This is a genomic window from Rhizobium sp. BK313 (assembly GCF_014193655.1).
Lineage (GTDB): Bacteria > Pseudomonadota > Alphaproteobacteria > Rhizobiales > Rhizobiaceae > Rhizobium.
The window spans coordinates 52,712-77,235 of record NZ_JACHZQ010000003.1; the positions used below are offsets into that span (position 1 = coordinate 52,712).

The following is a 24,524-nucleotide window of genomic DNA, read 5'->3' on the forward strand; positions in this document are numbered from 1 at the left end:
GGCGATATCCCGATCCCATTGTCGGGATATCGTTTCGATGCGGCCTTACTGGCCGACCTTGTCATTCCATTCCTTGACCCAGCCATCGCGCTCGTCGAGGGCGACGGCGGACGGGATCAGCTTCAGGCTCTTGGCCGTGTCTTCGCCATAGGTCAGGTTGTTGGCGACGTCGTCAGGCAGCTTCACGTCCTTGTTCGCCGGACTGTCGACCAGCTTCATGGCAAGCGCCGTCTGGACCTCGGTCGAGAGCCAGAAATCCATGAACTGCATGGCGAGATCCTGGTTCTTCGAACCCTTGGTCATGACCATGACGTTCATGCCGCCGGTCTGGCCTTCCTTCGGCGTCGCCCAGGCGACGGGCACATCGAGCTTGGTGAAGCCAGCCCAGGAGAAGCGGCCGATCGGGGCGGCCCAGATTTCCTCCTGCTGCATCAATTGCACGAGCTGCGAGGATTTTTCGTAGAAAGTGACGATATCGCTCTTGTGTTCGCCGATGGTGGCGATCGGGGCAGCGAGGTCAGGCGTGTTCTTGCCGAGCGCAAGACCCAGCATATAGAGCGCCGGCGGGCCTTGGTTGGTGGTGACGTTCGGCCATGCGACATGGCCGACATATTCCGGCTTCAGGAGATCGGTCCAGGAATCGATCTTCATCTTGTCCGGACGATAGGCGATCGAGGTGGCGTAGAACGTATAGCCGACGCTCATGCCGTCGCCGTTCGGATCTTTGGCGACGTCGTAAAGCTTGTTGAAGTTGCTGAGTTTCGAGGTGTCGATCTTGTCGATCAGGCCGGCACGGGAGGCCTGCAGCGCATCCGCCATGGAGATAACGGCCATATCGACGACCGGATTGGCCTTGTTTTCCTGCATCTTCGCCAGACGCTCGACGCTGTTGCCGGTTTCGACCACCAGCTTGCAACCGCATTTGGCTTCGAAAGGATCGTAGACGAGCTTCTTGTAGTCGTCCTGGGCGAAGGCGTAGACGGAAATAGTGAGCGTTCGTTCCTGCGCCTGTGCACCGAGCGTCGAGAGCGCAAGCAAGGTGGCCGAAGCCAGAAGCAGTCGTTTCATGTCAGGAGTTCTCCGCTGAGGGGTTCGTTCTTGCCGACCCAGGGCGGGCCGGAGGATTGACGGACGACAAGCTGCATCGGCACGCGGGATTTCTCCGCGGTGACGAGCCGGCTATCGGGCAGCGACTCGTCCGCAGACGCTTCGCCCGGCCCCCCTTTTTCGATCGGCCCGCCATTTTCAATGGCATCGACCAGCGCCGCGACGGCGATGTCGGCAATCGTCGCCATATCCATGCGCATTGTGGTGAGCGCGGGAGTGACGACCGTCGACCAGATGAGATCGTCGAAACCGGTGACGGTGGCACTGTCCGGCACGGCGATACCGGCCCGCTGCAATTCGGTGAGCGCACGCAACGCATGCAGGTCGGAGACGGCGGCGAAGGCGGTAAAGCCCTGCTGCACCTTATCCACCAATCCTAGCAGACAGCCGGGACCATTCCGCTCCTCCAGATTTTCGATCCAGAGAACTTCAGTCTTTATGGTGGCGTCGAGGGCGGATTTAAAGCCGCCGATGCGGTCGTTCTGCACGTTGGAGGTGCTGCTGGCGCCGATCAGCAGGATCTTGCGGTGTCCGAGATCGCGGAGATGCTTGGCGATCTCGCGGCCGCCCTGCCAGTGGTCGGCAGAGACCGTGTTGCCCGGCGTCGACGGCGTATCGATGACAGCCACGGGGCAGCCGGCATCGGCGATACGCGTGCCGCGCCGCGGCACGATCACCATGCCGTCGACACCGCGCTCCACCAGCCGGTTGATCGCTTCTGTCTGCATGCCGACGTCACCGCGGGAATCGGCGATCAGCACGCCGTAACCGGCCACGGAGGCCGAATATTCGATCGCCTGGGCGATCTGCGGAAAGAGCGGATTGGAAATGTCGGGTAGGACCAGGCCGAGAACGCCGCTACGCCCTGTCCTCAGCGCGCGGCCTGCCTGGCTCGGCACATAGCCGAGGGCGGCTGCGGTGGCGCGGATGCGCTCCACCAGCTCCACCGAAACGCGCCCCTTGCCGGAAAGGGCATTGGACACCGTGGCGACGGAGACGCCGAGCGAGGCGGCGATCCTGCTGAGATTGGGCCCGGTTCGCGTGGATACCATTTGATCGTTGCACCATTGATAAACAAGATGATTAATCGTTTAATCAACGCCTATAGTAATTGCCTGCTTTTGTCGAATCCAAATTGATGTGGGTGCAATCTTGTTGCCGACCACCATGGTAGCACGAGGCGGCTGAAGACAAAAACAATGGGAGGACGCGCGATCTCGATCACGCGTCCTCATTTGACAAACTTAAGCCGCGAGCGCGTCGAGGATGCGGATCCAAGAGCGGATGCCCTTGTGATAGGACTTCAGCTCGTATTTCTCATTTGGCGAATGGATACGGTCGTCGGCGAGGCCGAAACCGACAAGCAGGGATTCCATGCCAAGCATCTTCTGGAAATCGCCGACGATCGGGATCGATCCGCCCATGCCGATAACGATAGCCGGCTTTGGCCACTCGTTGGAAAGGGCGTTCTTTGCCTTGGTCAGCACCGGCGAATCGTAGGACAACTGGATTGCCGGCGAGGCGCCGTGCGCATGGAATTCCACCGAGCAGTCGGCCGGAACCTGCGAACGGACATAAGCGCGGAAGCTCTCGCGGATTGCAGCCGGGTTCTGCTGCCCCACGAGACGGAACGATACCTTCGCCGATGCCTTGGCGGCGATCACGGTCTTGAAGCCCGCGCCGGTATAGCCGCCCGAGATGCCATTCACCTCAGCGGTCGGCCGTGCCCAGGTCAGTTCCATTACCGAACGGCCCTTTTCACCCGAAGGAATGGATAGGCCCACTTCACCGAGGAATTTCTCCGTCGTCATGCCGAGCGTTTCCCACGAGGCCTTGATATTGCTCGGCGTCTCTTCGACGCCGTCATAAAAGCCGTCGAGCGTGATGCGGCCGGTTTCGTCGTGCAGGCCGGCTAGAATGTTGGCGAGGATATGGATGGGATTGGCGGCAGCGCCGCCGAACATGCCGGAATGCAGGTCTCGGTCGGCAGCATTGATGGTGACTTCTTCACCGACGAGGCCGCGCAAGCCGGCCGAGATCGCAGGTGTATCGCCGTCCCACATGCCGGTGTCGCAGACCAGCGCATAGTCCGCCTTCAGCTCGGCGGCATTGGCTTCGAGGAAAGGCTTCAGCGACGGTGAGCCGGATTCCTCTTCGCCTTCGAACAGGATGGTGATCCTGACCGGAAGCGCACCCTTGATTTCCTTATAGGCGCGAACGGCTTCGACAAACGTCATCAACTGGCCTTTGTCATCGGAAGTGCCGCGGCCGGTCAGGATCTTGCGGCCAGTCCCCATGTCCTTGATGGCAGGCGCGAAAGGATCGCTCTCCCAAAGCTCGATCGGATCGACCGGCTGCACGTCATAGTGGCCGTAGAAAAGAACATGCGGCGCATCGGCGCTCGCCGCGTCGTGATGGGCGACAACCATCGGGTGGCCCGACGTATCCCGCACGGAGGCAGTGAAGCCGAGCGAGTTCAGATAGGCAACCAGCCATTCCGCTGCCTTACGGCACTCCGCCTTGAAGGCCGGATCGGTCGAGATGGATTTGATGCGCAGCAGTTCGAAGAGATTATCGAGGCTGGACGGAAGGTTCTGATCAGCACGGTCGAGAATGGGCGATACATCAGTCATATCCGACTCCTTACATGGAAATTGGCCGGACGATAGACCAAAGCCGATCCGGTTTCGAGGCAGGAAAATCGAAAATTTCCAAATGCCCTGTCAATCGGATAGGACACGCGGCGCTAGAGCATCACGATTTTAGGTGGAATCGCCGGATGGCGGATAAGATGCTCTGGATTGAAAAGACTGGATCGACCTTTGTGCGTTCAGATCAACGCACGGCGCACTAGAGATGCTTGGCGTTTTCCAGGATGCGCCGGACATATTCGAGCAGCAGCTCGCGCTCGAAGGTGCGAAAACCTCTGAACAACTCCTTGTCCGCCGCCATCGCTGCTTCCACGGCTTCCGTCTGCATGGCGGTGGCCTTGCCGGTCAGGAAAACCAGTTGCGCGCGTTTATCCGCTGGATGCGGTCGGCGTTCCACCAGCCCATCTCGCTCCATGCGCGACAACGTATTGGCCATTGTCGCCTGCTCGATGTCGACGCGCTCCAGCAATTGTTTCTGCGTCAGCCCGTCTTCGGACCATAGTTCGAGCAGTATCGGGAACTGACCAGGTGAAAAACCGAGCCCTGCCGCCCGTTGTTGCAACGAGCGGGCAAATCCCTTCGCCATTTGATTGGCAAGGTAGGCCGCAGAGTCCATCCGGTTAAATCCCATGATTGTAAGTATGCCCGTATTTTGGAGCAAGACAATCAGCAAATCTTGGGTGGGGGCGTCTGAGACGGGCCAAATTCTGGTGGTATTTTACGTTTTGATTTGCTGGCTATGTGAATGAATTCTAATAGAAAAGCCGCCATGGCCTGGAGGGGGGACCATGGCGGCTCTAAAAGGGGGACAAAGGCCCGGAGAGGGGGATAGGCCTTTGTCCAAGTCTGACATGGCGGGGGACAGGCCGGTTGTCAGACCCTCGGCGTAATCAATCGCCGGTGAGTATGAAATGTGGCTCCAAATATGGTTTTTCAAGGGAATCCGCAGATTAGATTGATTAAAAATTGGTAACGTTTCAGTGAGAGATTTCGCCCTTCCGCACATCGCCTGATGGAACTTTATATGGACGTTGGAGATGCGCCACGCTATCCATGCTTTCATGAAAAAAGGTGATCATCTCTTCCTCGTCGACGGCTCCGGGTTCATTTTCCGGGCCTTCCATGCTCTACCGCCGCTGACGCGCAAATCCGATGGATTGCCGGTCGGCGCTGTCTCCGGTTTTTGCAACATGCTGTGGAAGCTGATGACCTCGGCGCGCGATACTTCGGTTGGGGTCACACCGACACATTTTGCGGTCATTTTCGACTACTCCTCGAAGACATTCCGCAAGGAGATCTACGATGCCTATAAGGCGAACCGAGCCGCACCGCCGGAAGAGCTGATCCCGCAATTCGGGCTCATCCGTGAGGCGACGCGCGCCTTCAATCTGCCTTGCATCGAGACCGACGGCTTCGAGGCCGACGACATCATTGCCACCTATGCGCGTCAGGCCGAGGCGAACGGCGCCGACGTCACCATCATCTCCTCGGACAAGGACCTGATGCAGCTCGTCACCCCCATGGTCCACATGTACGACAGCATGAAGGACAAGCAGATCGGTATCCCCGATGTCATCGAGAAATGGGGCGTACCGCCGGAAAAGATGATCGATCTGCAGGCCTTGACCGGAGATTCGGTCGACAACGTGCCAGGCATTCCCGGCATCGGCCCGAAGACGGCGGCACAGTTGCTGGAAGAGTTCGGCGATCTCGATACGCTGCTTGCCCGTGCCAGCGAGATCAAGCAACAGAAGCGCCGCGAAAACATCGTCGCCAATGCCGATCTCGCCCGGATTTCTCGGCAGTTGGTGACGCTCAGGACCGATGTGCCGCTCGAACTGCCGCTGGACTCGTTGGTACTCGAACCGCAGAACGGGCCGAAACTGATCGGCTTCCTGAAGGCGATGGAATTCACTTCGCTGACGCGCCGTGTCGCCGATGCCTGCGATTGCGATGCCGCGGCGATCGAAGCATCAAACGTCAAGGTCGAGTGGGGCGATACCGCCCATGGTCCCGACCTCGATGTCGGTGAAAATGTCGACCTCGTTGCCGGCAGTGTGGTCGCAGCCGAGGGCGCTTCCGTTCCTGCGCCCGTGGTCAAGTCTCGTATGGCATCGGAAAGCGCTGCCGAGCCCGCCGAACTCGCCAAGGCGCGGGCAGCAAGTTTTGCCACCGCGCCAATCGATCACTCTAAGTATGTCACCATCCGTGATGTGGCCGTTCTGGACCAATGGATTGCGGACGCGCGTGAAACCGGGATCGTCGCCTTCGACACTGAGACGACCTCGCTCGATGCCATGCAAGCCGAAATCGCCGGCTTTTCGCTCGCGATCGCCGATAACCGAAACGATCCTTCGGGTACCTCCATTCGCGCTGCGTACGTCCCGATCGGCCACAAGAACGGCGTCGGCGATCTGCTCGGCGGCGGCCTGGCGGACAATCAGATCCCGCTGCGCGATGCCCTGCCGAGACTGAAGGACCTGCTCGAAGACGTCTCTATACTGAAGATCGCGCAGAACCTGAAATACGACTATCTGCTGATGAAGCGCTATGGCATCGAGCTCAAGGCCTTCGATGACACGATGCTGCTTTCCTACGTGCTCGATGGCGGCGCCAACGCTACGCACGGCATGGACAGCCTGTCGGAGCGCTGGCTCGGGCACACGCCGATCGCCTACAAGGATGTCGCCGGCAGCGGCAAATCCAACCTCACCTTCGATCTCGTCGATATCGACCGCGCCACCACCTACGCCGCCGAAGATGCGGATGTGACGCTGCGGCTCTGGCTGGTACTGAAGCCGCGGCTGGCGGCGGAAAAGCTTACCAGTGTCTATGAGCGCCTGGAACGCCCGCTGGTGCCGGTTCTCGCTCACATGGAAGAGCGCGGCATCACCATCGACCGGCAGATCCTGTCGCGGCTCTCCGGCGAGCTGGCGCAAGGTGCTGCCGCCCTGGAGGACGAGATTTACACCCTAGCCGGCGAGCGCTTCAACATCGGCTCGCCGAAGCAGCTCGGCGATATTCTCTTTGGCAAGATGGGCCTTGCTGGCGGCAACAAAACCAAGACCGGGCAATGGTCGACCTCGGCGCAAGTGCTGGAAGACCTGGCGGCTGCCGGCTTCGAGCTGCCGCGAAAAATCGTCGACTGGCGCCAGCTCACCAAGCTGAAATCTACCTATACCGATGCGTTGCCGGGCTACGTCCACCCCGAGACCAAGCGCGTCCACACTTCCTATTCGCTGGCTTCGACCACGACCGGGCGCCTGTCCTCCTCCGAGCCGAACCTGCAGAACATTCCGGTGCGCACCGCCGAAGGCCGCAAGATCCGCACGGCTTTCATCTCGACGCCGGGCCATAAGCTGATCTCTGCGGACTACAGCCAGATCGAACTGCGTGTGCTGGCGCATGTCGCCAATATTCCGCAGCTCGAGCAGGCTTTCGCCGACGGCGTCGATATTCACGCCATGACGGCCTCGGAAATGTTCAGCGTGCCCATCGAGGGCATGCCGAGCGAAGTGCGCCGCCGCGCCAAGGCGATCAATTTCGGCATCATCTACGGCATTTCCGCCTTTGGCCTCGCCAATCAGCTATCGATCGAGCGCTCGGAGGCGGGCGACTATATCAAGCGGTACTTCGAGCGTTTCCCCGGCATCCGCGACTACATGGAAAGCACCAAGGCGGCTGCACGCGACAAGGGCTATGTCGAGACCATCTTCGGCCGCCGCGTGCACTTTCCGGAAATCCGCTCCTCCAATCCGTCGGTGCGTGCCTTCAACGAACGCGCCTCGATCAACGCACCGATCCAGGGTTCGGCCGCCGACGTCATCCGCCGCGCCATGATCAAGATGGAGCCGGCGCTTGCTGCAGCCGGCCTTGCCGATCGCGTGCGCATGCTATTGCAAGTACACGACGAACTGATCTTCGAAGTCGAAGACGCCGATGTCGAACGCTCTACGCCGATCATCGTCTCGGTGATGGAAAATGCCGCCATGCCGGCGGTCGATATGTCCGTGCCGCTGAAGGTGGACGCCCGCGCCGCCAACAATTGGGACGAGGCGCACTGAGAAGTGGGTCGACGCGATCCCTACCGCTTTATGAGCGCTTCCAGCTCGGCGACGATCGAGCGGCCGGCCTCGTCGAGCGTGCCGCTATTGTCGATATTGGCGACGTCGTAGCCGCCCTTGACGGTGAGTGAGCTACGTTCCAGCCGCTTCAGCACATCCTCGCGACTCTCGCGGCCGCGCGCCATCAGCCGCTCGGCCAATACTTCACGCTGCGCCGTGACGTTGATGATCTTCAACCGCGGAAAGACAGCTTGAAAACGGTCGAGCACTGAGCGTGAGCCATTTGCGACAACAAGATGGCCGCGTGCGAGCTCGTCGCTGACGGTTGCCGGGATGCCATATTTCAGGCCGTGTGCTTCCCAGGAGACGGCAAAGGCGCCGGCGTGTTCCATAGCGTCGAAATCGGCGTCCGAGACGCTTTTGTGATCCTCGTTACCGGCATCGCCCTCTCGCGTGATGACGCGGCGGACGAAATGGATATCCGATCGGCCGGCAAAATGCCGGGCCGCGAGATTCATCAGCGTATCTTTGCCGGCACCGCTGGGGCCGACCACAACGGCCATAATGCCGGCCGTCTTGGCCGCCAGGTTCTTAGCCGGCTCGATGTTGGCTTCGAGCGTCATGCGACACGCCGTCCTTCCCGCCAGACCGAACGCGTCACCGGTACGCCATGATCGCGACGGACGCGCACGAGATCGGCGCGCAGACCTTCGGCGATGCGGCCACGGTCGTCCAGGCTGACGGTCTTCGCCGGGGTCGCGGTCACCATGGCGATTGCCTGCGGCAACGAAATGCCCTCGACCTCGTCGGCAAGGATGAAGGGGGCGTGCAGCAGGCTGAGCGGCACGTAGTCCGAAGACAACACGTCAAGCACGCCGAGTTCGGCGAGATCGCGGGCAGCGATATTGCCGGAATGCGACTTGCCGCGCACGATGTTCGGCGCGCCCATCAGCACGCTCATGCCCGCGCCGTGCGAAGCCTTGGCGGCGTCGATGCTGGTCGGGAATTCCGCCAGCCGAACGCCATAGGCAACAGCCTCGTCAACATGGGCGAGCGTGGCGTCGTCGTGGCTGGCAATGGTGATGCCTCGTTCGGCGCAGACCTTCGAGATGGCGTCGCGATGCGGCGTCGCGTATTTGGCCGATTCTTCCTGGCGCTTGGCGACGAAGCGGGCGAAGGCCTCGTCGCTCAAGCCGCGCTTCTTCTGATAGTAGAAGATATACTGATCCATGGTCTGGAACTGGCGCTGGCCAGGGGCATGGTCCATCAGCGAAACCAGACGAACGTAGGCGTCCTTTCTGAAGTCCTCGAAATGATCGAGAACATTGTCGGAAGAGACTTCGCAACGCAGGTGGATCAGGTGCTCGGCGCGCAGCCGGTCCTCGCGCTGTGCTGCCTGGATGGCATCGGCCATGTCACGCATTTCGCCGCGCTCGAAGCCGCCGTCTTCATCCGAGCCCATGCGCAGGCAGTCGAATACCGTGGTGATGCCCGACGTGACGATCTGGGCGTCATGCGCCTGAATGGCAGCCGTCTTGTTCCAGCGTACGCCCGGGCGCGGCGAATAGTGTGCTTCCAGATGATCCGTATGCAGCTCGACCAGGCCGGGGATCAGATAGTCGCCCTCGAAATCTTCGCCGATATCGGAATTGCCTTCGGAAATTTCGGCAATCCGTCCGTCGCGGATCAGTACCGAACCCTGAAGAACCTTGTCTTCGAGAACGATGCGGGCGTTGGAGAGGACGGTTTCTTTGGTCATGTCAGGTCTTTCAGCTTTGGGCGCCGGCAAGCGGCAGCCAGGAACGGACGGTAAAAGGCGCACCACGCTCTTCTTCGACGAAAACCGCAAGGCCGGAAATGGCGAGCGGCTTGCCGATATGCGCAGAGAAGCGGTCGCGCAGCAGGTCATGGATGCCGGCTTGTCGCTCTGTCGTGACCCTGCCTGTCAATGTCATATGGAAGCGGAACTCGTCAAAGACATAAGGATAGCCCCAGCGCAGCAGGTTTGCGCGTTGCGGTTCGGTCAATCCTTCCGGCTTCCGCCGTGCAATATCACCATCCGAGAGGGCGGCGCGAAATGGTTCGAAGGTCTTGACCACGCGGGCGGCGAAATCCTGTAGTGTCGGATAGACGGCTCCCGGAACGAGCGCGAAGAAATGCCCGAGCTGGCCGAGCACGAGCTCAGGAATGGCAAAGGCCGGCGTGCGCGAGGCAAAATCGGCTGCCACCTCCAGAAGGTCGCGCTCGGTGACCGAGGTTGCGAGCTCGAAGGGTGCCTTCAGCGTGGCGTGAAACCCGTAACGGCTTGGCTCGGCAATGATCTCGGCATGGTCCTCCGGCACAGCGCCGATGGCCTTGTCGGAAAAAATCTCGCCTGAAAAAGCATCGCGACCCAGCCAGCGGGCGGCAAGCGCCGTCAAGGGATCGGCTTTCGGCGGTGTAAAATAGAGAGCGTAGCGCAAGGCTATATTCCTTGGAAAAATCGGCTGCGCGAAACATTGTTCGGTGATTTGGCGGCAAACCGCAAGTGAAGCGAGACAGGATCGAATCGAATCCGGCTAAGTCCGGCGCGACCGATCCTATCATGCCCGGGCCTGCGCTAACGGATTCCCGTGACAAAATGATGATAGGAGGCGGCGATTAGCCGCCTTTTTTCATCTGTTCTGCGTACCCATCAGGCGGGAGCGCAGCGCGTTGGATGCGGCGTCGAAAAGGAAGACGACGATCAGGATCAGCAGCACCATATAGGCGACGTTTTCCCAATTGGCGTTGGTGCGCATGGCCTCCCAAAGTTTCAGGCCGATACCGCCGGCGCCGACGGCGCCGATGATGGTGGCGCCGCGCACATTCGATTCCCACTGATAGAGCGTCTGGCTGACGATAACAGGAACGATCTGCGGCATGATGCCGTAGCGATGGACGAGGACCGTCGACGAGCCGGTGGATTTGACGCCTTCGCGCGGCTTGTTGTCGATGTTTTCCAGGCCCTCGGAATAGAGCTTGCCGAGCGTGCCGGTCTCGGTGAGGAAGATCGCGCCGCTGCCGGCGAGCGGGCCGGGGCCGAAGGCGCGGGTCAGGAACAGCGCCCAGATCAGCATGTCGACCGAGCGCAGGAAGTCGAAGAAGCGCTTCAGCACCTGATTGAGCAAGCGGTTCGGCGTGATGTTGCGCGCCGCGAGAAATGCCAGCGGGAAGCCGACGACCGAACCGAGCAACGTGCCGAGAAAGGCCATGACGATGGTCTGGAACAGCTTGGTCAGCACGTCGCCATGCTGCCAGGCGGAATTGTTCCAGAAGTTGTCGAAGGCGAGCGACAGATTGGATTCATCCGGCTTCAACCGCGGACCGGAGACGATCAGGCTGACGACCTCACTCGCCGGCTTGTCGAAGAAGGGCGATTGCGTGTCGAAGATGAAATTGGCCCAGCCGAGGAAGCGCTTGCGGATCTTCACGCGGTCGGTGGAGATGCTGACGTCGCCGGCAAAGCCCATATTGGCGAGAATATTGTCGTCATAGACCGTGATCCAGGCGGGAACCGGCTCCGAACCGACGAGCTTCGGCGAGTCGCCGGTGATGTCAATCGGGATGGTGACGCCATGCGCCGTGAGGATGGCCTCCGTCTTGTTAACGGTGACGGTGCGGCTGGTGCCGCTGACCGATATGGTCAGGCTGCCGTCGGGATTGCTCGTCACCCACTCCGGATGCGGATCGTCGCCGAGCGGCGAAAAGCGCGGATATTTGACGCTGATCTTGTCGCCGGAAACGCGGAATTCCGGCTGTACGTCGTAGCTGACCCATTCGCTCAAATAGATGCCCACGCGCTCCCAATGGGCTTCCGCGATGATCTTCGGCAGGTCGAAGAACCAGACGGCGTAGATGCTGTAAAGGATCACGCCGATGAAGATCATCAGCGCGCCGAAGCGCTGGCGGATCGATCGGTGCAGGATTTCCGGGTAACGGGCTTCGATATCCTGCATGCGGCTGACGTCGATGACGGACATGGCCTACCTCAATGTTGCAGAAGGAAGGCATGTTCGCCGACGAGACGGCGACGGAGCCATGCGGAAAATTGGTCGACGGCAATGATCGTCACGAAGAGCAACAGCACAAGGGCCACCGTCTTGGCGCCGAAGCCGCGCGAGATCGAAAGTTTCAGCTCCTCGCCGATGCCGCCGCCGCCGACGGCGCCGATGATGGTCGAGGCGCGGACGTTGATTTCCAGGCGCAGCAGCGCATAGGACATGAAGTTGGGCAGTACTTGCGGCAGGGCGGCGAAGCGGACGCGCTCCGTCCAGCTTGCACCGACTGCCTTCATGCCTTCGTCGGGCTTCATGTCGATATTCTCGATCACTTCGTAGAAGAGCTTGCCGAGCGCTCCTATCGTATGCAGGCCGACGGCGATGACCGCGGCGATCGGGCCGATCGACAGGATCGCCGAAAACAGGCCGGCGATGACGATCTCGGGGAAGGCGCGCAGCAGTTCCATGAAGCGTTTCGTCACCAGACGCAGCGGATGCGACGGCGACATGTTGCGCGCGGCAAAGAAGCTGAGCGGCAGAGCGACGACGAAGCCGACGATGGTGGAGACCAGCGCCACGTTGATCGTGATGATCATCAACTCGAAATATTCGGGGATGTAGAAATCGCCCCAGACATAGACGCGGCCGTTCGGGAAATTGAATTCCTCGCCGCCGACACCGTTTGCGCCGTTGGGGCTCGGCAGGTCGAAAAGCGCACGATAGACGTCGGCCCAATCCTTGGGGATGAGCCAGCTCAGGAAATCGAAAAGATGCGGCAGGCGGTCGAAGAAATGGCCGGCATTGCTCTCGTCGGCAAAGCGGACGGAGCTGACGAAGGCGATGATCAGTATCAGCAGGCCGATGCCGGTATAAAGGCGGCGGCGTGCCACCATCCTGCTCCAGGCGTCGCCGATGTCCTTGGCGCTCTGGGGGGCGCTTTGCACCTGTGGCTGAGTATCGGCAATCGTCATGAATGTCCGGCCCTTGTGATAGGAAAAGGGCGGCCGTCGCCGGCCGCCCCGCAGTCTGGATAGGGATTAGCCGCCGATGGCAGCCTTACGAACGTCGATAACGGCGTTGTAGAAGTCCGGGGTGACCTTCGAGTAGCCCTTGAAGTCGCCGCCTTCGATAGCCGAGAAGCACTTAGCGTCGGTGGTCGGGAGCTTCATGAAGAAGTCGGTCAGCTTGGCCTGCCATTCGGTGCCGAGAGCGTTGCGAACGACGAGCGGGCCGTTCGGGATCAGCGGCGAACGCCAAACTTCGACGAGCTTGTTCGGATCAACAGCGCCCTTGTCGACTTCCTTGCGGAAGGTACCGGAGGTGTAGCCATCCTTGAAATCGCCGAGGCCCGAAGAGTCGTCAACTGCTACGTCGACCTTGCCGTCATAAGCGGCGAGCAGGTTGTTCTCGTGACCGCCGTTGAACTGGGTCGAAGCGAAGAACTTGTCGTTCGGAGCGCCAGTGTCCTTCGGGATCTGCGTCAGCGGAACGAGGTAACCCGAGGTGGAGTCCGGATCGGCGTAGCCGAGCTTCTTGCCCTTGGCGTCCTTGATGTTCTTGATGCCGGAGGACTTCAGAGCGAGACCGATCGAGTAGTAGCCGGTCGAGCCGTCGGTCTGCTGCGTGGTCAGGATCGGGGTAACGGCCTTCGGATCCTTGATGGCGACGGCTGCATAGCCGGAAGCGCCGAGTTCGGCGAAGTCGAGCGTGCCGCCGAGCAGGCCCTGGATAACGCCGTCATAGTCGGCGGCCGGGAACAGCGATACCTTTTCGAAACCGAAGGTTTCCTTCAGGTGGTCGGCGAGGCAAGCGTAGTTGCGCAGGCGGTCAGCTTCGTTTTCGCCACCGAGAATACCAACGCGGAATTCCTTGATGTCCTGAGCGGCAGCGCCGCCAGCGAGCGCGAGAAGCGCCGTGGCTGCGAGAAGGGTCTTCTTCAACATGGGTTCGTCTCCTGATTAACCGGTGTGTCCCCGGATGTCTTCGGTCTAGAAGAAATGCGCCCTTGACGCGGGCCTTCGATCGAGGCCGTCTCCCTCAGAGACCGGCCAGTGCCAGCGGTTGCGGGCCGGCAGATGCAATTGCCGCGGCTTGCGCGGGCGAATCGGAAAGATTGATGGCGGTCGACGTCATCGTCTCGTCGACGCCGGCACCGTCCTTGTCGGTGCCGTAGATTTCCTTGACGGCCTCGGCGGTCAACTCCGCCGGCTTGCCGTCGAAGACGACGCGGCCGGCCGCCATGCCGACGATGCGTTCGCAATAATTGCGTGCCGTATCCAGCGTGTGCAGGTTGGTGATGACGGTGATGCCCTCGCGCTCGTTGATGTCGCGCAGCGCATCCATGACGATCTTGGCGTTCAGCGGATCGAGCGAGGCGATCGGCTCGTCGGCCAGCATCATCTTCGGCTGCTGCATCAGGGCGCGGGCGATGGCGACACGCTGCTGCTGGCCGCCCGACAACGTGCCTGCCATCTGCAATGCGGTCTGCTCGATGCCGAGGCGTTCGAGTGCGGCGATGGCTTCGATGCGCTCTTCGCGGCTGAAGATGGAAAGCAGGCTAAGCGTCGTCGAGCGCTGGTTCAAGCGGCCGAGCATGACGTTGGTGAGCACGTCGAGGCGCGGAACCAGATTGAACTGCTGAAAGATCATGGCGCAATCGCGTTGCCAGTTGCGCAGCGCCCGGCCACGCAGGGCGGATACTTCGGTGCCGGCGAAATGGATCGAGCCGGAGCTCGGATCAGCGAGACGGTTGATCATACGCAGCAGCGTGGACTTGCCCGCGCCCGAGCGGCCGATGATGCCGACCATCTGTCCTTGCGGAATGTCCAACGTCACGGAATCGACAGCGAGCTTGTTTCCGAACCGGCGCGAGACATTCTTCAGCTCGAACATGAGGCCTTCCCTTTCATGGCTGCCTGGCTCCGCAGCAAACTTTGACAGTCGGCGCTGCGGAACCTGTTGGACGGGCGCATGATCCTTCGCTTCGAAGAGACCTTCGAGGCGGTCATGCGCTGAGCATAGGCAACGCATTAGCCCTGGTTCATGAAGCTCCGATGTCAGATTTGTGTAACTGCTGTTACAATCCACCGCCGTTTGTGGCCTGCCGTTACGGCAACGCAAAAGCCCGAAAATCGCAGGGGATTTTCGGGCTTTGAAGTAGATTTGAACGATGATTGCGCTTGTTGCGCAGAAGCGTCATGCGCCGTAACGGACCAGAAAATCCTCGGCGGAAAGGGCACGGAAGTCGGCAAGCGCGGTACGCAAGGTGGCGTGATCCCAATCCCACCAGGCAAGCTTGTCCATACGCTCGCCGACAGCTTCGGTGAAGCGCTGACGGATGAGCTTGGCCGGCACGCCGCCGACGATCGTATAGGGAGCGACGTCCTTGGAGACGACTGCGCCGGCGCCGATGACGGCCCCATTGCCGACGGTGACGCCCGGCAGGATGGTGGCGCCGTGGCCGATCCAGACGTCGTTGCCGATGGTCACGCGGTGGTCGCGCCGCCAGGTGAAGAAATCCGTCTCCATATCGGCATCCGGCCAATAGTCGGCGGCGCGATAGGTGAAGTGGTGCAGCGTCGCGCGCCAGGTCGGATGGTTGGTGGCGTTGATGCGCACGGCCGCGGCAATATTGACGAACTTGCCGATCGTCGTGCACCAGACAGCGCCGTCCTGCATGATGTAGGAATAGTCGCCGATCTCGGTTTCATCGATACGGCAGCGGTCGGAGACTTCGGTATAGCGGCCGAGCGTCGAGTTCTTGACGGTCGCGGTCGGGCTGATGAAGGGCGTTTCGCCCAATTGACGGCTCATGCGGCGGACTTTCTGGGTGAGAATTGCGAGACATCGAGAATGCGGCTGCCAACGGCCTCGCGGACTTCCTCGTCGTGGAAGATGCCGAGCAAGGCGACACCGGCTTTCTTCTTCTGTTCGATCATGTCGACCACGACGGCGCGGTTCTTGGCGTCGAGTGAGGCGGTCGGCTCGTCGAGCAGCAGAATGGCATGATCGGTGATGAAGCCGCGGGCGATATTGACGCGCTGCTGCTCGCCGCCGGAGAAGGTGGCAGGCGGCAATTGCCAGAGCTCTTCCGGCAGGTTGAGTTGCGTCAGCAAGCCGGCCGCCCTTTGGCGAGCGTTGTCGGCACTTTCGCCACGCGCCAACAGCGGCTCTGCAACGACGTCGATGGCCGCAACACGCGGCACGGTGCGCAGGAACTGGCTGACATAGCCCATGGTATGGCGGCGAACTTCCAGCACTGTGCGCGGATCGGCGGTGGCGAGATCGACGATCCTTTCCTTGTGCGTCACCAGGATCTGACCGCTGTCGACGGCATAGTTGCCGTAGATCATCTTCAAGAGCGAACTCTTGCCGATACCTGAGGGGCCGCCGAGTACGACGCATTCGCCGGCCGCGACCGAGAAGGAGACATCGGCGACGACGGGCAGGCGGATGCCGTCGCGCAGGTGCATGGTGAAGCTCTTGAAGACTTCGGAAACGACGAGGGGCGTTGCCATATTCTTTTCCTTGTCAGCGCATGATCCCGAAAAATGTGGAGCGGTTTTCGGATGAGATCACGCGCAATTAAACCCTTAAACTTGCAGGATCGAAGAGACGAGCAGTTGCGTATAGGGCTCGCGCGGATCGTCCAGCACGCGATCGGTGAGACCGTGCTCGATCACCACCCCATCCTTCATCACCATCATGCGGTGCGACAGCAGGCGAGCGACGGCGAGGTCGTGCGTAACGATGATCGCCGACAGGCCGAGATCGTTGACGAGACCGCGCACGAGATCGAGCAAGCGGGCCTGCACCGACACGTCAAGGCCGCCGGTCGGTTCGTCCATGAACACCAGGCGCGGACCGGTCACCAGGTTGCGGGCGATCTGCAGGCGCTGGCGCATGCCGCCGGAGAAGGCGCGAGGCTGATCGTCGATGCGGTCGGCGTCGATTTCGACACGTTCCAGCCAGTCGACCGCCGTGGCGCGGATATTGCCGTAATGCCGGTTGCCGATCGCCATCAGCCGCTCGCCGACATTGGCGCCGGCCGAGACCGTCATTCGCAACCCGTCGGCCGGGTTCTGATGGACGAAGCCCCAGTCGGTGCGCATCAGGAAGCGGCGCTCGGCCTCATTCATGCGAAAGAGCTCGCGATAGGTCTCGTCGCGCATATGGTATTCGACGCTGCCGGTGGTCGGCAGCAACCGCGTCGAGATGCAGTTGAGCAGTGTCGTCTTACCGGAACCGGATTCGCCGACGATCGCCAGCACTTCGCCGGGCCAGAGGTCGAAGGACACGTTGCGGCATCCGATGCGGCTGCCATAGAATTTCGAGATGTCCTTGACCTTGAGGAGTGGCGTGTCGCTCATTCGGCGGCCTCCTGATTGGGTGCCAACATCGTGCCGACATGGCCATGGGCGCGGCGGTCTTCGCAGAAATCGGTGTCGGAGCAGACGAACATCCGTCCGCCCTTGTCGTCCAGGATCACTTCGTCCAGATAGACCTGCTCGGCGCCGCAAAGCGCGCAGGGCTTGTCGAAGCGCCGCACTTCGAAGGGATGATCCTCGAAATCGAGGCTGACCACTTCCGTATGCGGCGGCACGGCATAGATGCGCTTCTCGCGGCCGGCGCCGAAGAGCTGCAGCGCGTCCGACATATGCATTTTCGGATTGTCGAATTTCGGCGTCGGCGATGGGTCCATCACGTAGCGCCCGGAGACCTTGACCGGATAGGCGTAGGTGGTGGCGATGCGGCCGTTGCGGGCGATATCCTCGTAGAGCTTCACATGCATGAGACCGTATTCCTCGAGCGCATGCATCTTGCGGGTCTCGGTCTCGCGTGGTTCCAGGAAGCGCAACGGTTCCGGGATCGGCACCTGGTAGACCAGCACCTGGTTAGGGCCGAGCTTGCCTTCTGGGATGCGGTGGCGCGTCTGGATGATGGTCGCTTCGTCGGTTCGGGTGGTGACCGCGACATTGGCCACTTTCTGGAAGAAGGCGCGGATCGAGACGGCGTTGGTGGTGTCGTCAGCGCCCTGGTCGATGACCTTCAGGACATCGTCCGGCCCGATGATCGCGGCCGTCAATTGCACGCCGCCGGTGCCCCAGCCATAGGGCATCGGCATTTCGCGTGACGCGAAGGGCACCTGATAGCCGGGAATGGCGATCGCCTTCAGGATGGCGCGTCGGATCATCCGCTTGGTCTGTTCGTCGAGATAGGCGAAATTGTACGTGGCTAGATCGGTCACTCGGCTGCCTCCGTCATGGGATCCTTGCCGCCGTTGCGGGCGTCTTCAAAGTCGCGGCGCATGCGGCGAACCAGGTCGAGCTCGGCCTGGAAATCGACATAGTGCGGCAGCTTCAGATGTTCGACGAAGCCAGTCGCCTGCACATTGTCGGAATGGGAGATGACGAATTCCTCGTCCTGGGCGGGTGCGACAATATCCTCGCCGAGTTCCTCAGCGCGGAGCGCCCGGTCGACCAGCGACATCGCCATGGCCTTGCGTTCACTCTGGCCAAAAACCAGGCCGTAGCCGCGGGTAAACTGCGGCGGCGCCTTGGCCGAACCCTTGAACTGGTTGACCATTTGGCATTCGGTCACCTGGATGGAACCGAGCGAGACGGCGAAACCGAGTTCCGGCACTTCGAGTTCGACTTCCACTTCGCCGATGCGGATTTCGCCGGTGAACGGATGCGTGCGGCCATAGCCGCGCTGGGTCGAATAGCCGAGCGCCAGCAGGAAACCTTCGTCGCCGCGAGCCAGCGCCTGTAGGCGCAGATCGCGCGTCATCGGGAATTCCATCGGCTCGCGCGTCAGGTCGCCGGTCTCGTGGTCGATCGGCATCTCGCCGTCACCTTCGATCAGCCCTTCCTGGCTCAGAATTTCGGAAACGCGCATCACACGGCCTTCTTCCGCCGGCCGCTGCATCGGCTCATCTACCGGCGTATCGGTAAGCAAGCTTGGGTCGAGCAGGCGGTGGGTATAATCGAAAGTGGGGCCGAGAAGCTGGCCACCCGGCAGGTCCTTGTAGGTGGCGGAGATGCGGCGTTCGATCTTCATCGCCGACGTATCCAGCGGCTGGGAATAGCCGAAGCGCGGCAGCGTCGTGCGATAGGCGCGCAGCAGGAAGATCGCTTCGATCATGTCGCCCCGCGCCTGGCGAACGGCAAGTGCTGCTAGCGTGCGGTCGTAAAGCGAGGCTTCGGCCATGACGCGGTCGACGGCGAGCGCCAGTTGCGCGACGATCTGGTCGATGCCGATCGCCGGCAGCGAACGGTCGCCGCGACGGCGATCGGCGAGCAGCCGGTGAGCATTGGCGATGGCGGCTTCGCCACCTTTAACGGCAACATACATGCGTCACATCTCCGTCGCGATGATCTTGGTGGTGCGCGGCAGGCAAAGGAATTGCCGTCCCGCCGTCAGAACGAGATCGACGCCGCGCGGGAAAAGTGCGCGGTTGTCGTTCCAGATGCGCAAGAAAGTATCCGGCAGGCCGATCGGAGCGATCATGCGGATACCGGCAATGCCGGGGCCGGAGAGCGCCAATTCCTTGCCGCCCTCGAGGGCTGCGATTTCCAATACCAGCGTCGTCGAGCGGTCGGGATATTCCTGGGTGCCGACGGCGAACTGGTTGAGCGAAGAGAGCGTCATGCCGGCTTCGAGGAAGGCAAAGCGCGCCTCGATCCTTTCCGGTGTCACTGCTGTACCGGTGTGAAAGCTCAGCCATTCCGGCATGGTCGACTTGGTGAGACCGGTCGACAGCCAGACCGGCGTATCGTGATCGCAAAGAGTGAGGCCGATCGCGCCGGCGGCGATGCCGAGTGGGGCAGGCGGGGTGATATCGGAGACGACCGTCTGGACGGTGCCAGGCCGCGCCATCGCGTCCATCATCATCTTGAAGACGCTCTGTGCGTCGAACACCGGGTCGGCGAAGCCGCCGGTCAGCGCATCGTTGCCGGGTGTCGTGGGCGTGATGGAAAGGCTCATTTGTCTTCTCCGCGGACCATGGTGAAGAAATCGACGCGGGTGGCCGCCGTTTCCTCGGCGCGTTTGCGGTCATATTCGGCAATCCGATCGGTGACCGGCAGCAGGATCGCTTTCTCGACGAAATCCTTGGTGGCCGGCTGGTGCCAGAGCGCATCGAAGATCGCCGCCAGCCGCACCTTCTCGCGATCGGTGCCGAGCGCATGCGCATGGCCAACCGCACCGGAGGCAAGCTTGACGGTCGCGCGTGTCACCGTGACCTCGCCGAGATTGAAGGGCGAGCCGCCGCCGCCGATGCGCCCGCGCACCATGACGAGGCCGGTTTCCGGCCCCCGTACGGGCTGGACCACCGGCTTGTCGGACAGTGCTTCCCAGGCCGAGTCGAGCTCGTCGCGTTCGGCCCGCGCCAAAAGATCGGCAGCGCGCTTGCGTTCCCGGCGCTCCTGCGCAGCCGCCTCTTGCCTCTGTGCTGAATTCATCGCGTCATCCCCAAAATGTCTATTGATATAGACAACCATACAAGGTAGTTTTATATTTATTGGCGGCACGTGACAAGCGTGTGACATAACAAGCGGGCAATATGGCGGGGCAGAAAGTACAAAGACAAACGGGCGTGGCGCTCTGGCGACAGATCGCCGACCGGATTCGCACATCGATCAATCACGGCGATTTCGACGACACGGGCATGGTGCCGCCGGAAACGGTGCTGGCGCTGCAGTTCGGGGTTAACCGGCATACGGTCCGAAGCGCACTTGCCGCGCTGGCGCAGGAGGGCATCGTCCGCGCCGTGCAGGGCCGCGGCACGCTGATAGAGCGCAAGGAGCGGCTGAATTTTCCGATTTCACGGCGGACACGCTTTTCACAGGGGATCGGCGATCAGGCGCGCGAGGCGCGGGGCATTTTGCTCTCTGTCATCGATGAAGCGGCCGATGCGGAGGTGGCTCGCTGGCTGCAGCTCAAGTCCGGCGCGCGCGTCGTCCGGCTGGAGACGATCGGAAAGGCCGACAACCGCCCGGTATCGCGCGCCACCAACTGGTTTCCTGCCGATCGTTTTGCCGATATCGCCGAGGTTTATCGTGATACCGGATCGATCACCAAGGCTTTTCGCGAGCTCGGCGTGCCGGATTACGTGCGAATGACGACGGAAATCACCGCCGCCCATGCCGATGAGGGCGATCTCGCCGACCTCGAACTCTCACCCGGCGCCATTATCATGACCACCCGGGCGCTGAATACCGATCTCGCCGGCATTCCGGTGCAATATTCGATCACACGCTTTGCCGCCGACAGGGTGCAATTCACGATCGAGAATTGATCATAAAGATGCCGGGGAGAACAAATCTCCCCGGCACATCGGTAAAAACTCAAAAGTCGTTCAGTGCGCGTTCGACATATCGCCGAGCACTTCCTTGGAAGCGACCGTGGAATCTGCTTTGAGCTTGTAGACCATTGGCACGCCGGTCGCGAGGTTCAGCGCCAGGATCTGTTCCTTGGTCAGCCGGTCGAGGACCATGACTAGCGAACGGAGCGAGTTGCCGTGGGCGGCGACCAGCACCTTTTGGCCAGCGAGCACGCGCGGCAGGATTTCGGTCAGGTAGTAGGGCCAGACGCGGGCGCCGGTATCACGCAGGCTTTCGCCGCCGGGCGGCGGCACGTCGTACGAGCGGCGCCAGATATGCACCTGTTCTTCGCCCCACTTGGCGCGGGCGTCGTCCTTGTTCAGGCCCGAAAGATCGCCGTAGTCGCGCTCGTTCAGCGCCTGATCCTTGATGGTCTGCAGGCCGGTCTGGCCGACGCTGTCAAGGATGATGTCAAGCGTGTGCTGGGCGCGCTGCAGCACCGAGGTGAAGGCGATATCGAACTTGATGCCGTATTCGGCAAGCGCCTTGCCACCGGTCCTGGCCTCCTCGATGCCGAGTTCGGTCAGGTCGGGGTCCTTCCAGCCGGTAAATAGATTCTTCAAATTCCAGTCGCTCTGCCCGTGGCGAACGAGGACGAGAGTACCGCTCATGAAATATTCCTCCTTGATAGGATGGGATCAACGTGTGGAAAGCCCGAGAACGTCGAGCATGGAATAAAAGCCGGGTTTCTTGTCGCGCGCCCAGAGGGCGGCCTGAAGCGCGCCGCGGGCAAACAGCGAACGATCGCCGGCGCTGTGAGAGAGTGTCAGACGCTCGCCCTCGCCCGCAAAGATGACCGAGTGGTCGCCGATGACGGCGCCGCCGCGCAGCGTTGCAAAACCGATCGTGCCGGCCGGCCGCGGACCGGTATGGCCGTCGCGGACACGCACGGAATTTTCGCCGAGATCGATGCCGCGTCCCTTTGCCGCCGCCTGGCCGAGCAGGAACGCGGTGCCCGAAGGGGCGTCGACCTTGTGCTTGTGATGCATCTCCAGGACTTCAATGTCCCAATCGGCCGACGGAAGTGCGCGCGCCGCCTGCTCGACAAGGACGCTCAGCAGGTTGATGCCGAGGCCCATATTGCCTGACTTGACGATACGAGCGTGGCGCGAGGCCGCCTTGAACTTGGCTTCGTCTTCTGCGGAGCAGCCGGTCGTACCAATGATATGGACGATGCGGGCCTGGGCGGCGAGGCCTGCGAAGGTGACGCTGGTTGCCGGCATGGTAAAGTCGATCACGCCTTCGGCATGCAGGAAGGCGGAAAGCGGATCGTCGGTCACTGGAACGCCGATCGGTCCCAGCCCGGCAATCTCGCCGGCATCCTTGCCGATGAAGGCGGAGCCGGGACGCGCGACAGCGGCATGCAGGGTCAGGCCCTCGGTGGTGTGAATGAGGCGGATCAGGGCCTGGCCCATGCGGCCCGCTGCGCCAACCACCACCAGCTTCATCGCATCGTCGCTCATGTCTTCTCTATCGTCTTATTTGCGGGAAGTGCTGGAAACGGCCGGCCGCTGGAGGTTGTTGAGACGAGCGTAGAGGCCATTGTCGGCTGTCGCAAGCGTCTCATGGTTGCCCTCTTCGACAACGCGCCCGTTCTGCATGACAATGATCTTCTCCGCCCGCACTACCGTCGACAGGCGGTGGGCGATGACGACGACGGTGCGGCCGCTCATCGCTTCGTCCAGCGCCTTCTGCACGGCTGCCTCCGACTCGGTATCGAGCGCCGAGGTCGCTTCGTCCAGCAGCAGGATCGGCGCGTTGCGCACCAAGGCACGAGCGATCGACAGCCGCTGGCGCTGGCCGCCGGAAAGCGTCACGCCGTTTTCGCCGACCGGCGTGTCGTAGCCAAGCGGCTGCGCCACGATGAAATCGTGCGCATAGGCGAGCCTGGCTGCCTCCTCGACTTCAGCGTTCGTCGCCTCCGGACGGCCGTAACGGATGTTGTCGCCGATCGTGCCTTCGAAGAGGTAGGGCTGTTGCGAGACATAGGCGAGCTGCTCGCGCAGCGACTGCTTGGTGACATGCGCTATGTCCTGCCCGTCGATGAAGATGCTTCCGGCCTTGGGATCGTAAAAGCGCGGAATGAGATTGATGACGGTGGACTTGCCGGCCCCGGAAGGACCAACCAAAGCCGTGGTCTCGCCGCCCTCGGCAACGAAACTCACGCCACCCAGGACTGCCTCGTCGCCATAGGCGAAGTGAACATCGCGAAACTCGATGCGGGCCTCGGTGACGGCGAGCGGTTTGGCGTCCGGCAGGTCACGCTGACGCGGCTCCATATCGAGCAGTTCGTAGATCATGCGCGCATTGACGACGGCACGCTCCATCTGCACCTGCAGCTTGGCAAGGCGGCGGGCCGGATCATAGGCCAAGAGCAGCGAGGTGACGAAAGAGAAGAATGCGCCAGGCGGAACGTCGTGATAGATCGAACGATAGGCGGCATAGGCAAGGACACTGGCGACGGCGAAGCCGGCGAAACTTTCGGTCAGCGGTCCGTTGCGCTCCGACAGGCGGGCGATGCGGTTCTGCCGGTGCTCTGCCGCCGTGATGAGCTTGTTGATTTTCCGATCCAACTGCTCTTCCATCGTGAAGGCTTTGACGATGGAGATGCCCTGGATCGTCTCCTGCATCGCGCCCAGGACGTGGCTGTTCAGATTGACAGCTTCGCGCGTCGCTGAGCGCAGGCGCTTGGAGACGTAGCGCAGCGCATAGAGCAGCGGCGGGGCTGCGACAAAGACGGCAAGGCTGAGCAGCGGGTCTTGAATCACCATGACGCCGAGAAGAGCGACAAAGGTCAGAAGGTCTCGCGCTGTCGAGGTGATCGTCAGGTTCATGACGTCGCGGATGCCGGAGACGTTCTGGCTGACCCGCGCGGCGATCTGCGCCGACCGCGCCTCGTTGAAGAAGCCGACCGACAGGGTCATCAGATGCCCGTAAAGCCGGCGCTGGTACCGCGCGATGATGTTGTTGCCGATCTTGTTGAGGATGACCGACTGGAAGTAGCCGGCGAAACCACGCACCACAAACGCGGCGAAGATCGCCGAACAAATGATCCACACGACATCGGCCCGGCGCTCGACGAACGCCTGATTGATGATCGTCTTCATGATGTAGGCGATAAAGGCCGTCGACAACGCCACCATGATCAGGCAGGCGATGGCGATGGAATAGCCCCAGACATGGTCACGGCCGTTTTCGGCAATGATGCGTTTCAAGACACCGGTGACGGTCTCACTATCGACGCTGTTGTTTTTGGTGTCGGGCGACTTCAAATATCGGCTTCCTGTCTCAAACCAAGCG

The 24,524-nt window shown here is 61.5% G+C and carries 23 protein-coding genes; 2 read left to right on the top strand and 21 right to left on the bottom strand.

All coding sequences use genetic code 11. The annotated features are described in order from the left end of the window. Window positions 1-45: 45 nt before the first annotated feature. From FHT86_RS16645 to FHT86_RS16660, 4 genes are all read right to left on the bottom strand, one after another. Window positions 46-1,068 carry an ABC transporter substrate-binding protein gene (locus tag FHT86_RS16645; protein ID WP_133707939.1) on the bottom strand — a complete coding sequence of 341 codons (1,023 nt, stop codon included), beginning with the start codon at window positions 1,066-1,068 and terminating at the stop codon, window positions 46-48. Next, on the bottom strand, window positions 1,065-2,159 hold the full coding sequence (locus tag FHT86_RS16650) for a LacI family DNA-binding transcriptional regulator (protein ID WP_133707940.1): 1,095 nt from the start codon (window positions 2,157-2,159) through the stop codon (window positions 1,065-1,067). The genes FHT86_RS16645 and FHT86_RS16650 overlap by 4 nt, the downstream gene beginning before the upstream one ends. Before the next feature lie 192 nt (window positions 2,160-2,351). After that, window positions 2,352-3,740, bottom strand: a complete 1,389-nt coding sequence (locus FHT86_RS16655; protein ID WP_133707941.1) for a M20/M25/M40 family metallo-hydrolase — start codon at window positions 3,738-3,740, stop codon at window positions 2,352-2,354. 217 nt (window positions 3,741-3,957) lie between these two features. After that, window positions 3,958-4,374, bottom strand: a complete 417-nt coding sequence (locus FHT86_RS16660; RefSeq protein ID WP_133707942.1) for a MarR family winged helix-turn-helix transcriptional regulator — start codon at window positions 4,372-4,374, stop codon at window positions 3,958-3,960. Between the two features lie 445 nt (window positions 4,375-4,819). Between FHT86_RS16660 and polA the strand changes: the two genes are divergently transcribed. After that, complete coding sequence (polA, locus tag FHT86_RS16665) at window positions 4,820-7,822, top strand: DNA polymerase I (protein ID WP_133708619.1); 3,003 nt, start codon at window positions 4,820-4,822, stop codon at window positions 7,820-7,822. A 20-nt stretch (window positions 7,823-7,842) separates the two neighbouring features. Here the strand turns inward: polA and phnN are convergent, their stop codons facing one another. The 14 genes from phnN to phnG all read right to left on the bottom strand — a co-directional run bounded on the left by phnN (window position 7,843) and on the right by phnG (window position 20,303). Continuing rightward, window positions 7,843-8,445 (bottom strand): phosphonate metabolism protein/1,5-bisphosphokinase (PRPP-forming) PhnN, encoded by a 603-nt coding sequence (gene phnN, locus FHT86_RS16670; protein WP_133707943.1) that lies wholly within the window; start codon window positions 8,443-8,445, stop codon window positions 7,843-7,845. Next, window positions 8,442-9,581 carry an alpha-D-ribose 1-methylphosphonate 5-triphosphate diphosphatase gene (locus tag FHT86_RS16675; RefSeq protein WP_133707944.1) on the bottom strand — a complete coding sequence of 380 codons (1,140 nt, stop codon included), beginning with the start codon at window positions 9,579-9,581 and terminating at the stop codon, window positions 8,442-8,444. The genes phnN and FHT86_RS16675 overlap by 4 nt, the downstream gene beginning before the upstream one ends. A gap of 10 nt (window positions 9,582-9,591) precedes the next feature. Beyond that, window positions 9,592-10,284 carry a DUF1045 domain-containing protein gene (locus tag FHT86_RS16680; protein WP_133707945.1) on the bottom strand — a complete coding sequence of 231 codons (693 nt, stop codon included), beginning with the start codon at window positions 10,282-10,284 and terminating at the stop codon, window positions 9,592-9,594. A 192-nt stretch (window positions 10,285-10,476) separates the two neighbouring features. After that, window positions 10,477-11,823 (bottom strand): phosphonate ABC transporter, permease protein PhnE, encoded by a 1,347-nt coding sequence (phnE, locus tag FHT86_RS16685; RefSeq protein WP_133707946.1) that lies wholly within the window; start codon window positions 11,821-11,823, stop codon window positions 10,477-10,479. A gap of 8 nt (window positions 11,824-11,831) precedes the next feature. Then, window positions 11,832-12,812, bottom strand: coding sequence for a phosphonate ABC transporter, permease protein PhnE (gene phnE, locus FHT86_RS16690; RefSeq protein ID WP_133707947.1), 981 nt, complete (start codon window positions 12,810-12,812; stop codon window positions 11,832-11,834). Between the two features lie 66 nt (window positions 12,813-12,878). After that, window positions 12,879-13,784, bottom strand: coding sequence for a phosphonate ABC transporter substrate-binding protein (gene phnD, locus FHT86_RS16695; protein ID WP_133707948.1), 906 nt, complete (start codon window positions 13,782-13,784; stop codon window positions 12,879-12,881). Window positions 13,785-13,878: 94 nt separating this feature from the next. Next, a complete protein-coding gene (gene phnC, locus FHT86_RS16700; protein ID WP_133707949.1) occupies window positions 13,879-14,733 on the bottom strand; it encodes a phosphonate ABC transporter ATP-binding protein in 855 nt (284 codons plus the stop codon). A gap of 303 nt (window positions 14,734-15,036) precedes the next feature. Then, on the bottom strand, window positions 15,037-15,654 hold the full coding sequence (locus tag FHT86_RS16705; protein ID WP_133707950.1) for a DapH/DapD/GlmU-related protein: 618 nt from the start codon (window positions 15,652-15,654) through the stop codon (window positions 15,037-15,039). Beyond that, the gene (gene phnL, locus FHT86_RS16710) at window positions 15,651-16,358 is read right to left on the bottom strand and encodes a phosphonate C-P lyase system protein PhnL (protein WP_133707951.1); all 708 of its coding nucleotides are present in this window, start codon (window positions 16,356-16,358) and stop codon (window positions 15,651-15,653) included. The genes FHT86_RS16705 and phnL overlap by 4 nt, the downstream gene beginning before the upstream one ends. 75 nt (window positions 16,359-16,433) lie before the next feature. Beyond that, complete coding sequence (phnK, locus tag FHT86_RS16715; RefSeq protein ID WP_133707952.1) at window positions 16,434-17,210, bottom strand: phosphonate C-P lyase system protein PhnK; 777 nt, start codon at window positions 17,208-17,210, stop codon at window positions 16,434-16,436. Continuing rightward, window positions 17,207-18,088, bottom strand: coding sequence for an alpha-D-ribose 1-methylphosphonate 5-phosphate C-P-lyase PhnJ (locus FHT86_RS16720; RefSeq protein ID WP_133707953.1), 882 nt, complete (start codon window positions 18,086-18,088; stop codon window positions 17,207-17,209). The genes phnK and FHT86_RS16720 overlap by 4 nt, the downstream gene beginning before the upstream one ends. After that, window positions 18,085-19,194, bottom strand: coding sequence for a carbon-phosphorus lyase complex subunit PhnI (locus FHT86_RS16725; RefSeq protein WP_133707954.1), 1,110 nt, complete (start codon window positions 19,192-19,194; stop codon window positions 18,085-18,087). The genes FHT86_RS16720 and FHT86_RS16725 overlap by 4 nt, the downstream gene beginning before the upstream one ends. A 3-nt stretch (window positions 19,195-19,197) precedes the next feature. Further along, window positions 19,198-19,827: a phosphonate C-P lyase system protein PhnH gene (gene phnH, locus FHT86_RS16730; protein ID WP_133707955.1), complete on the bottom strand. Its 630-nt coding sequence runs from the start codon at window positions 19,825-19,827 to the stop codon at window positions 19,198-19,200. After that, window positions 19,824-20,303 (bottom strand): phosphonate C-P lyase system protein PhnG, encoded by a 480-nt coding sequence (phnG, locus tag FHT86_RS16735; protein WP_133707956.1) that lies wholly within the window; start codon window positions 20,301-20,303, stop codon window positions 19,824-19,826. The genes phnH and phnG overlap by 4 nt, the downstream gene beginning before the upstream one ends. 101 nt (window positions 20,304-20,404) lie before the next feature. On the opposite strand from phnG, the gene phnF reads away from it, so the two are divergent. Further along, window positions 20,405-21,139, top strand: a complete 735-nt coding sequence (phnF, locus tag FHT86_RS16740) for a phosphonate metabolism transcriptional regulator PhnF (RefSeq protein WP_133707957.1) — start codon at window positions 20,405-20,407, stop codon at window positions 21,137-21,139. 60 nt (window positions 21,140-21,199) lie between these two features. On the opposite strand, the gene FHT86_RS16745 is transcribed toward phnF, so the two are convergent. From FHT86_RS16745 to FHT86_RS16755, 3 genes are read right to left on the bottom strand one after another with little or no spacing between them, the layout of a single operon-like run. Next, complete coding sequence (locus FHT86_RS16745) at window positions 21,200-21,835, bottom strand: 2,3-bisphosphoglycerate-dependent phosphoglycerate mutase (protein ID WP_133707958.1); 636 nt, start codon at window positions 21,833-21,835, stop codon at window positions 21,200-21,202. A gap of 27 nt (window positions 21,836-21,862) precedes the next feature. Continuing rightward, window positions 21,863-22,687 (bottom strand): 4-hydroxy-tetrahydrodipicolinate reductase, encoded by an 825-nt coding sequence (gene dapB, locus FHT86_RS16750; protein ID WP_133707959.1) that lies wholly within the window; start codon window positions 22,685-22,687, stop codon window positions 21,863-21,865. Between the two features lie 15 nt (window positions 22,688-22,702). Further along, window positions 22,703-24,496: an ABC transporter ATP-binding protein gene (locus FHT86_RS16755; protein WP_133707960.1), complete on the bottom strand. Its 1,794-nt coding sequence runs from the start codon at window positions 24,494-24,496 to the stop codon at window positions 22,703-22,705. Between the last annotated feature and the right edge of the window lie 28 nt (window positions 24,497-24,524).